Raw genomic sequence first — 8,904 nt, 5'->3', positions numbered from 1 at the left:
CTACGTGGATCTGCGCGACCCCGACACCAAGGAATTCCTGCCCGGGATCGGCGGCGAGGACGACGGCGTCAAGGGCGGCCTGAACGGCATCGACAACGGCCGGCTCCACTTCGCGAACGTCCGCATCCCGCGCACCAACCTGCTCAACCGCTACGGCGAYGTCGACGCCGAGGGTAACTACACCTCCCCCATCGCCAGCCCGGGCCGCCGCTTCTTCACCATGCTCGGCACCCTCGTCCAGGGCAGGGTCTCGCTGGACGGCGCCGCCGTGGCCGCCTCCAAGCTCGCGCTGAAGACCGCCATCCAGTACGCCACCGAGCGCCGGCAGTTCAACGCCTCCTCCCAGACCGACGAGGAGGTCCTGCTGGACTACCAGCGGCACCAGCGCCGGCTCTTCACCCGGCTCGCCAGCACCTACGCGGCCAGCTTCGCGCACGAGCAGCTGCTCGAGAAGTTCGACGACGTCTTCTCCGGCCGGCACGACACCGACGAGGACCGGCAGGACCTCGAGACCCTGGCCGCGGCGCTCAAGCCGCTCAGCACCTGGCACGCCCTGGACACGCTGCAGGAATGCCGCGAGGCCTGCGGCGGTGCCGGCTTCCTGATCGAGAACCGCTTTGCGTCGCTCCGCGCCGACCTCGATGTCTATGTGACCTTCGAAGGCGACAACACGGTCCTGCTGCAGCTCGTGGCCAAGCGCCTGCTCGCCGACTACGCCAAGGAGTTCCGCAACGCCAACGTCGGTGTCCTGGCCCGCTACGTCGTGTCCCAGGCGACGGGCACTGCGCTMCACCGGAGCGGCCTGCGCCAGGTGGCACAGTTCATGGCCGATTCCGGCTCCGTGCAGAAGGCCGCGATCGCCATCCGCGACGAGTCAAGCCAGCGCGCCCTCCTGACCGACCGGGTCCAGACCATGGTCGCGCAGGTCGGCGCGGCGCTCAAGGGCGCCAACAGGCTCCCGCAGCGGCAGGGCGCCGCCATGTTCAACGCACACCAGCATGAGCTCATCGAAGCCGCCCAGGCGCACGCCGAACTGCTGCAGTGGGAGGCCTTTACCGAAGCCCTCGGCAACGTCACCGACCCCGGTACGCACAGGGTCCTGACTTGGCTGCGTGATCTCTTCGGYCTCTCACTCATCGAGAAGAACCTGTCCTGGTACCTGATGAACGGCCGGTTGTCGATGCAGCGCGGACGCACCGTGGGCGAGTACATCAATCGGCTCCTCGTGAAGATCCGGCCGCACGCCGTCGATCTTGTGGACGCGTTCGGCTACGGACCGGAGCATCTCCGCGCGGAGATCTCGACCGGAGCGGAAAAGACCCGTCAGGACGAGGCCCGGGACTACTTCCGGAAGCAGCGGGCCAGCGGCCAGGCGCCCGTGGATGAAAAGATCCTGCTCGCGCKCAGCACGCTGCAGTCCAAGCCCGCGCGCGCCTGAGGTTCCGGCGGCACCATCATCCGGCGAAGCCATTAACGCAAGACGGCGCCGCTCCCCGATGAGGGGAGCGGCGCCGTCGCGCGTTCAGCAGTCCTTGCCTGAGTCCGTATGTCAGTCTGGAGGTCTGCTGGTCAGGAGGCCGGGCCGGGCAGGACCGACCGGTAGACCTCCAGCGTGGTCTCCGTGATGGACTCCCAGGAGAAGTGCTCCTCCGCCCGGCGCCGGCCCGCTTCCCCCATGGCCCGGGCCCGGGCGGGATCGGACACCACCTCGGTCAGGGCKGCGGCGAACTCGGTGACAAACTTCTCCGGGTCGAGCGGGGTGCCCGTGCCGTCGGTGACCTGTTCGAGCTCCACGAGCAGCCCGGTCACGCCGTGATCAACAACCTCCGGGATACCACCGGTGGCGCTGGCCACCACGGCGGCACCGCAGGCCATCGCTTCAAGGTTCACGATGCCCAGCGGCTCGTAGATGGACGGGCAGGCGAACGCCGTGGCGTGGCTGAGGACCTGGATGAGCTCGTTGCGGGGCAGCATCCGTTCCACCACGATCACGCCCGTGCGCTTGCTCTGCAGCTCCTCGATGAGGCGCGCGGTCTCGGCCGCCAGCTCGGGAGTATCGGCTGCGCCGAKGCACAGCACCAGCTGGACATCCGCCGGCAGTTTGGCGGCGGCACGGAGCAGGTAGGGAACGCCCTTTTGCCGGGTGTTGCGTCCGACAAACACGACGCTCGGCAGCGAGGGGTCGATCCCGAGCGCCCGGACGACGTCCTCGCCCTMGTCCCGGTTCCACAGGCTGACGTMAATGCCGTTGTGGACCACCTTGACCTTGGCCGGGTCCACCTCCGGATAGCTGCGCAGGATGTCCTGCCGCATGCCTTCCGAAACGGCGATGATGGCGGCGGCGGCMTCATAGGCGGTCTTTTCCACCCAGGAGGAGACCGCGTAGCCGCCACCGAGCTGTTCGGCCTTCCACGGGCGCAGCGGTTCCAGGCTGTGGGCGCTGAGCACATGGGGAATGCCGTGGAGCAGGGACGCGATGTGTCCTGCCATGTTGGCGTACCAGGTGTGGGAGTGCACCAGGTCCGCGCCGGCAATGTCCGGAACGATCCTCAGATCCACCCCGAGGGTCTGGATGGCGGCGTTGGCGGAGCCCAGGTCTTCGGGCACGGAGTAGGACGTGACCGTCGCTCCGTKGTACCCGGGCTCKCGGGGCGCGCCGAAGGCACGCACCTGTAGGTCCACACGTTGGGCCAGGACTCTGCTGAGCTCGGCCACATGGACTCCGGCGCCGCCGTAGATTTCCGGCGGGAATTCTTTGGTCACAATGTCTATTCGCACATGCACCAAGGTAGTCGTTACTGTGGAACTGATCTAGTGTGAAGACGTTCGGGCATGCCGGACTGTTTTGGGGAGTAACGAAGGCGTTCAGGAGMGATAACCATGCCGCATCAAAAGAAAGTCTTGGCAATTGTCCTCGCAGGTGGCGAGGGAAACCGGCTCATGCCATTGACGGCGGACCGGGCCAAGCCGGGCGTGCCCTTTGCCGGAAGCTACCGGCTCATTGACTTTGCCCTTTCAAATCTTGTGAATTCGCGCTATTTGCAAATTGTGGTGCTGACGCAATACAAGTCGCACAGCCTGGACCGGCACATTTCTGAGACGTGGCGCTTGTCCACCCAATTAGGGAACTACGTCGCCTCCGTTCCGGCCCAGCAGCGGGTMGGCAAGAGCTGGTTCCTGGGGAGTGCCAACGCCATMTATCAGTCCCTGAACCTGATCCATGACGCCAACCCCGACATCGTCGTCGTGGTCGGCGCAGACCACGTCTACCGCATGGACTTCTCCCAGATGGTGGCGCAGCACGTAGCCAGCGGGGCCAAGGCGACGGTAGCCGCCGTCCGMCAGCCGTTGCACATGGYGGATCAGTTCGGCGTGATCGAAACCGACCCCGAGAACCCGKACAAGATTGCCGCCTTCGTMGAGAAGCCGTCGTCGACGCCCGGCCTCGCGGCCGACCCGAGCCAGTTCCTGGCTTCCATGGGCAACTACGTGTTCAACGCCGATGCCCTCGTCGAGGCGCTGCACGTTGACGCCGAGCGCCTCGACACCAAGCACGACATGGGCGGGGACATCATTCCCTACTTCGTCTCCCAGGGTGAGGCCGGCGTCTACGACTTCACGCTCAACGACATTCCCGGGTCCACCGAACGGGACCGCACCTACTGGCGCGACGTCGGCACCATTKACTCGTTCTACGACGCCCACATGGACCTCATCTCCCCCGTGCCGGTGTTCAACCTCTACAACTCCGAGTGGCCGATCTACACCCGCCAGAGCGTCTCGCCGCCGGCCAAGTTTGTCCGCGGCAAATCCAACACCGTGGGCAGCGCCCTCGATTCCATCGTGGCCAACGGTGTCGTCGTCTMGGGCGGSATCGTGGAGGGTTCAGTGCTCTCCAACGATGTGTACGTCGGCACGTCCAGCCGGGTMCTGGATTCGGTGCTCATGGACAAGGTCAATGTCGGCGAGGGTGCTGTGATCAGGCGCGCCATCCTCGACAAGAACGTCAAGGTTCCGGCCGGGGCCGCGATCGGCCTCGATGCTGAACTCRACCGCGCCCGCGGCTTCAAGGTCACGGAGTCCGGCATCACGGTCCTGTCCAAGGGGCAGCTCGTCCCGGAGCCCGGCGATGCAGAACGGGCGCTCTCGGCCGCCAACCTGCGCCTTGTGCCGGATGCCGTCCGCGCCGCCACCGAAAACTGGCCGGAACTGCGGGACTCGGTGGACAGGGTCGCTGAGGCGCAGGCCGCCGCCGTCGGCGTGGACTCCCAAGGCAAACGCTCGACCAAGGCCTACTAGGACCGGTGCCCTGCCGGAGGTCCGGCAGGGCACCAGTTGCCTGTAAAATTGGGGCAATGAGCTCCCCCGATCTGTCCTCCGATCTTTCCGTTGCTGCGTTGACCGCCGCCGAGCCGGCCGCTGCCGGGCTGACCCCGGAGGAGATTCAGGCTTGCCTGAAGGTCCTGAACACCATCCATGCGTACGACGAGGAACACCCGGACTACGTGTCCGTCCGCCGTGCCACCGGAAAGATGTTCAAGGCGGTCAAGCGCCACCGCCGGGTGGCCAAGCGGGACGAGATCGCGGAGGCGGACCGCGCCGTGATCGCCCAGACGGCGACGGCGGCCCCGGACAGGATCGACGACGAGACGCGCGGCAACAAGCTTGCCCCGTCCGCGACCGGCGAGATCGCCGGCCACCTTATCAGGTCTCGCCCGTGCTACATCTGCAAGCAGCACTACACCCAGGTGGACGCCTTTTATCACCAGCTGTGCCCCGAGTGTGCGCTGTTCAGCCACAGCAAGCGCGACGCGCGCACCGACCTGGCCGGCCGAAATGCCCTGTTGACGGGCGGCCGGGCGAAGATCGGCATGTACATCGCGCTCCGGCTCYTCCGGGACGGCGCCCACACCACCATCACCACACGCTTCCCGAAGGACGCTGCGCGCCGCTTTGCCGCCATGGAGGACAGTGCTGACTGGCTGCACCGGCTCCGGATCGTGGGCATCGACCTCCGCGACCCGTCCCAGGTGATGGCCCTGACGGACTCCCTGGACGCCGCAGGACCGCTGGACATCATCATCAACAACGCGGCCCAGACGGTGCGGCGCTCCGGAAACGCCTATAAGCCCCTGGTCGACGCCGAGGACGAGCCGCTGCCCGCGGCCCTTCAGGCCGGCAACGGGGGCCCCGAGCTTGTCACGTTCGGCCACGCGCACGACAAGCACCCGCTCGCACTGGCCAGMACGGTGCTTGAACACCCCGTGCTGGCCGGGGACGCCATCACCTCCCTGGCCTTGTCCACGGGTTCGGCCTCGCTGGAGCGCATTGCCTCGGGCACCGCGATCGACGCCGGCGGGCTGGTGCCGGATCTCGCCACGATCAACAGCTGGACCCAGGTGGTGGACGAGGTGGACCCGCTGGAGATGCTCGAAGTGCAGCTGTGCAATGTCACGGCCCCGTTCTTGCTGGTGAGCCGGCTCCGCGGTGCCATGAAGCGCTCCACCGCGCGGCGGAAGTACATCGTCAATGTCAGCGCCATGGAAGGCCAGTTCTCCCGCGCCTACAAGGGCCCCGGGCACCCGCACACGAACATGGCCAAGGCGGCGCTGAACATGATGACGCGCACCAGTGCCCAGGAAATGCTCGACGCCGACGGCATCCTGATGACCGCGGTGGATACCGGMTGGATCACGGACGAGCGCCCGCACTACACCAAGGTCCGTCTCATGGAGGAGGGCTTCCACGCGCCCCTGGACCTGGTTGACGGCGCGGCCCGCGTCTATGACCCGATCGTCATGGGCGAGGCCGGCGAAGACCAGTACGGCGTCTTCCTCAAGGACTACAAGCCCAGCCCCTGGTGACGTTCGGAGCTCCCCGGATCCGCCTTGGCGGCACGGGGAGCGCGTCGCGGGACAGGTGTGGCCGCCGGGCCTTATGGCCCTGATGGGAGTCCGGGCCTGCCTGTAAGGTGTCTGACCATGGACTCAACCGCGCCCTCGCCCGATTACTCGCTCACCATGGACCAGTGCTGGGTCCTCCTCGACACCGAAACCGTGGGGCGCGTCGCGCTGATCGTGGACAGTCATCCGGAGATCTTTCCGGTGAATTTCGTGCTGGAACGGCGTGCGATTGTCTTCCGCACCTCCGGCGGCACGAAACTGTGGGGCGCCATCACCTCCAAGCCGGTCGCATTCGAAATCGACGGATACGACGCCCACGACGAGGCGGCCTGGAGCGTCATGGCCCGCGGCGAGGCCGAGCTCATCGAGAGCCAGGAGGAGAAGGATGCCGTGGATGCGTTGCTCCTGGAGCCCTGGCAACCCGGCGAGAAGGCCTATTACGTGCGGGTCGCTCCCAAGGCGCTGACCGGACGACGCTTCAAGGTCAACCGGCCCGATCTCTGGACCACGCGCCTTTCGGACCCGCGCCGTTCCACCTTCGAGTARCTCCGGCGTCAGGACTCCTTCTCGGGCGAGTGCACGATCAGCACCGGGCAATGTGCATGCGCCACGCAGGCGGAGCTGACGGATCCCAGAAGCAGGCCGCCGAAGCCGCCGTGGCCGCGGCGGCCCAAAACCAGCATGTCCGCGGTTTTGCTTTCCTCGATKAGCATGTGGCGCGGTTGGCCCTGKACAAGCCGGGTTTCGACGTTGGTGGGAGCGTCCGGGCCGAACGCCTTGGCGACTGCTTCGGCGAGGATCTCCCCCGCCCGGACATCAAAGTCATCGATGCCGACRGCGACGTAGCCGTCGTAGACCGGCGGGTAATCCCAGCAGGCCAGGGCGACCACTGTGGCGGACAGCGGCACGGCAAGGCGCTGCGCCTGCCGGAGAGCCTCCACAGAAGCTTCCGAACCGTCAACGCCCACAACGATGGTCCGGGTGTCGCTGGCTTCGTTCATTGGTGATCCCTCGTCGTCGTATCGGCCGGGCACGGATGGCGCCGCTCCCATGATGCCGCCGGGCCCTGTAGGCGCCTAGGGCCAAAAGTCATGCAGCGGCGCCGGCGGGTGGGCATTAGGACCCTTGTCCCGGGCCACGGTGTGCACAAGAATGGCTAAGGCTTGGGKAAGTCAACGAACTACAGAATCAAACGGTGCAGCAGTAGGCGGCCGGACAGGAGAACCATGATTGCCTGGTCAGATGCAGGTCTCACTGCACCCGACGGCGTGCCGGCGGTATTACRCGTCTTCATCMTTGACGATCACGAGCTGGTCCGGCGCGKGCTGCAGGAACTCCTCGAAGGCGAAGGATTCGTCGTGGTGGGCAGTTCMGGATCCGCGGTGGAAGCAACCCGCCRGATTCCGGCCCTGCATCCGGACGTTTGTGTGCTGGACGCCCGGCTGCCTGACGGGACCGGTATTGAGGTCTGCCGCGATGTGCGCTCTGTTGACCCGTCCCTGAACTGCATCATCCTCACAAGCTTTGACGACGAACAGGCATTGCGCGGCGCCGTGTTGGCAGGCGCGCGGGGCTACGTGCTCAAAGAGATCGGCGGCACCGACCTGATCGGTGCCCTGCGGCGGGCAGCMACCGGGGAATCGCTMTTTGAGGAAGGCGTCGCCGCCGGCGTCGTGGACAGCMTGGTGGACACCGAGGAAGTCGACCCCCGTACCGCGTCCCTCACGCCCCAKGAACGCCGGGTACTGGAACTTGTGGGCGGCGGACTGACCAACCGGCAGATAGCGGCGGAAATGTTCCTGGCGGAAAAGACCGTCAAGAACTACGTTTCCTCGCTGCTGGCCAAACTCGGATTCGAACGCCGCACCCAGGCAGCCGTCTTTATCGCCAGTMCGGCGGTCCCGGTGGCCTCCGCCGGGAACGCCAGTGACGCGAACCGGCCGCACAGCGTCCGGTAGCACCTGCAATCCGGGCGTACCGCCTGTATATAGGGGCGCTAAAGGGGCACCGACCACTCGAGGCTCGTACCGGCGTCGGGCGTGCTGGTGACGGTGCACTCGCCGTCGAGCATCCGCGCCCGGTCCTCGAGGTTCGTCAGGCCCCCGCGTTTTTCCGGATCGGCGAATCCGGTGCCGTTGTCGTTGATCACCACCGTCACCCGGCCCTTGATGACGGCGACAGAGACGGAAATCGTGTCCGCGCCGGAGTGCCGGATCGCGTTGCTGAGGCCCTCGGAGACCACAGCCACCACGTTGTCGGCCTTGTCCGCAGTCACGGCGTCCACCGGTCCGGTGATGGTCAGGCGCGGGGAAAAAGTCATGGACTTCGCCGAACTCTTCGTGACCCGGCGGATCCGCCCGCTCAGCAGTTCGATTTCGCCGACGCTGCTCTTGAGGGAGTAGATGGTGTCGCGGAGGCTCCGGATGGCCTCGTCGAGTTCGCCTGTGATGTTGCGGATCCGCTCCAGAGCCAATTCTTCCTTGGTGAAGCGGGTGAGGCTCTGTACGCTCAGCCCGGCAGCGAACAGCCGCTGGATGACGAGGTCATGGAGGTCCCTGGCGATCCTGTCACGGTCGGTGAAGACCAGGAGTTCTTCGCGCAGCCGGTGCACCCTGGCCAGTTCCAGGGCCAGGGCAACGTGGGAGCCGAAGACGGCCCCCATTTCAATGTCCGTCCTGGCGTAGCGGACCGAATCCYTGTTCTTTGCCAGCAGGAGAAGCCCGTGGTGGGCGCCCTGGGTGCTGAGTGCCACGGCCAGCAGCGGCCCCGTGACGGAGCCGTCGACCTCTCMCACGACGTCGGACGCGTCGTCGAAGAGTACGGGCTCGCCGCCGTCGAGAACTCCTTCCAGACGTTCGGAAGCAAGGTGGAGCGACCGGCCCGAAAAGGACCGTCCGCGTTCACCGGCGACACCGATCACCACGTAGCTCTGCGAGTCCGCCGCGGGCGCCACCAGCAAGGCGAGGTMGGACCCGGACTCTTGGAGGGCGCGGGCGGCAAT

Annotated in this window: 8 protein-coding genes; 5 read left to right on the top strand and 3 right to left on the bottom strand. The window is 66.4% G+C overall.

Translation table 11 applies throughout. The features are described 5' to 3' along the window. A partial coding sequence (locus tag AC1DBQ_RS19220) for an acyl-CoA dehydrogenase family protein (RefSeq protein WP_476930028.1) occupies positions 1–1,438 on the top strand: 1,438 nt, incomplete at its 5' end. 131 nt (positions 1,439–1,569) lie between these two features. Here the strand turns inward: AC1DBQ_RS19220 and glgA are convergent. Then, on the bottom strand, positions 1,570–2,778 hold the full coding sequence (glgA, locus tag AC1DBQ_RS19215) for a glycogen synthase (RefSeq protein ID WP_476930030.1): 1,209 nt from the start codon (positions 2,776–2,778) through the stop codon (positions 1,570–1,572). 102 nt (positions 2,779–2,880) lie between these two features. Between glgA and glgC the strand changes: the two genes are divergently transcribed. The 3 genes from glgC (at position 2,881) to AC1DBQ_RS19200 (ending at position 6,449) form a co-directional block, all read left to right on the top strand. Continuing rightward, a complete protein-coding gene (gene glgC, locus AC1DBQ_RS19210; RefSeq protein WP_476930027.1) occupies positions 2,881–4,299 on the top strand; it encodes a glucose-1-phosphate adenylyltransferase in 1,419 nt (472 codons plus the stop codon). 56 nt (positions 4,300–4,355) lie between these two features. After that, positions 4,356–5,864 (top strand): SDR family NAD(P)-dependent oxidoreductase, encoded by a 1,509-nt coding sequence (locus tag AC1DBQ_RS19205; protein WP_476930026.1) that lies wholly within the window; start codon positions 4,356–4,358, stop codon positions 5,862–5,864. 117 nt (positions 5,865–5,981) lie between these two features. Beyond that, on the top strand, positions 5,982–6,449 hold the full coding sequence (locus AC1DBQ_RS19200; protein ID WP_476930029.1) for a pyridoxamine 5'-phosphate oxidase family protein: 468 nt from the start codon (positions 5,982–5,984) through the stop codon (positions 6,447–6,449). A gap of 8 nt (positions 6,450–6,457) precedes the next feature. On the opposite strand, the gene AC1DBQ_RS19195 is transcribed toward AC1DBQ_RS19200, so the two are convergent. Further along, entirely contained in the window at positions 6,458–6,904 is a 447-nt protein-coding gene (locus AC1DBQ_RS19195; protein ID WP_476930025.1) for a universal stress protein, read from the bottom strand. Positions 6,905–7,129: 225 nt separating this feature from the next. Here AC1DBQ_RS19195 and AC1DBQ_RS19190 point away from each other — a divergent pair, with 225 nt between their 5' ends. Beyond that, entirely contained in the window at positions 7,130–7,861 is a 732-nt protein-coding gene (locus AC1DBQ_RS19190) for a response regulator (protein WP_476930024.1), read from the top strand. 38 nt (positions 7,862–7,899) lie between these two features. On the opposite strand, the gene AC1DBQ_RS19185 is transcribed toward AC1DBQ_RS19190, so the two are convergent. Continuing rightward, the coding region (locus AC1DBQ_RS19185; RefSeq protein ID WP_476930023.1) for a sensor histidine kinase at positions 7,900–8,904 on the bottom strand (1,005 nt) is incomplete at its 5' end.

Source organism: Arthrobacter sp. 10T413_2 (assembly GCF_056394205.1).
Note: the sequence above shows the minus strand (reverse complement) of the source record. Positions and strands in the feature narration are given on the sequence as shown.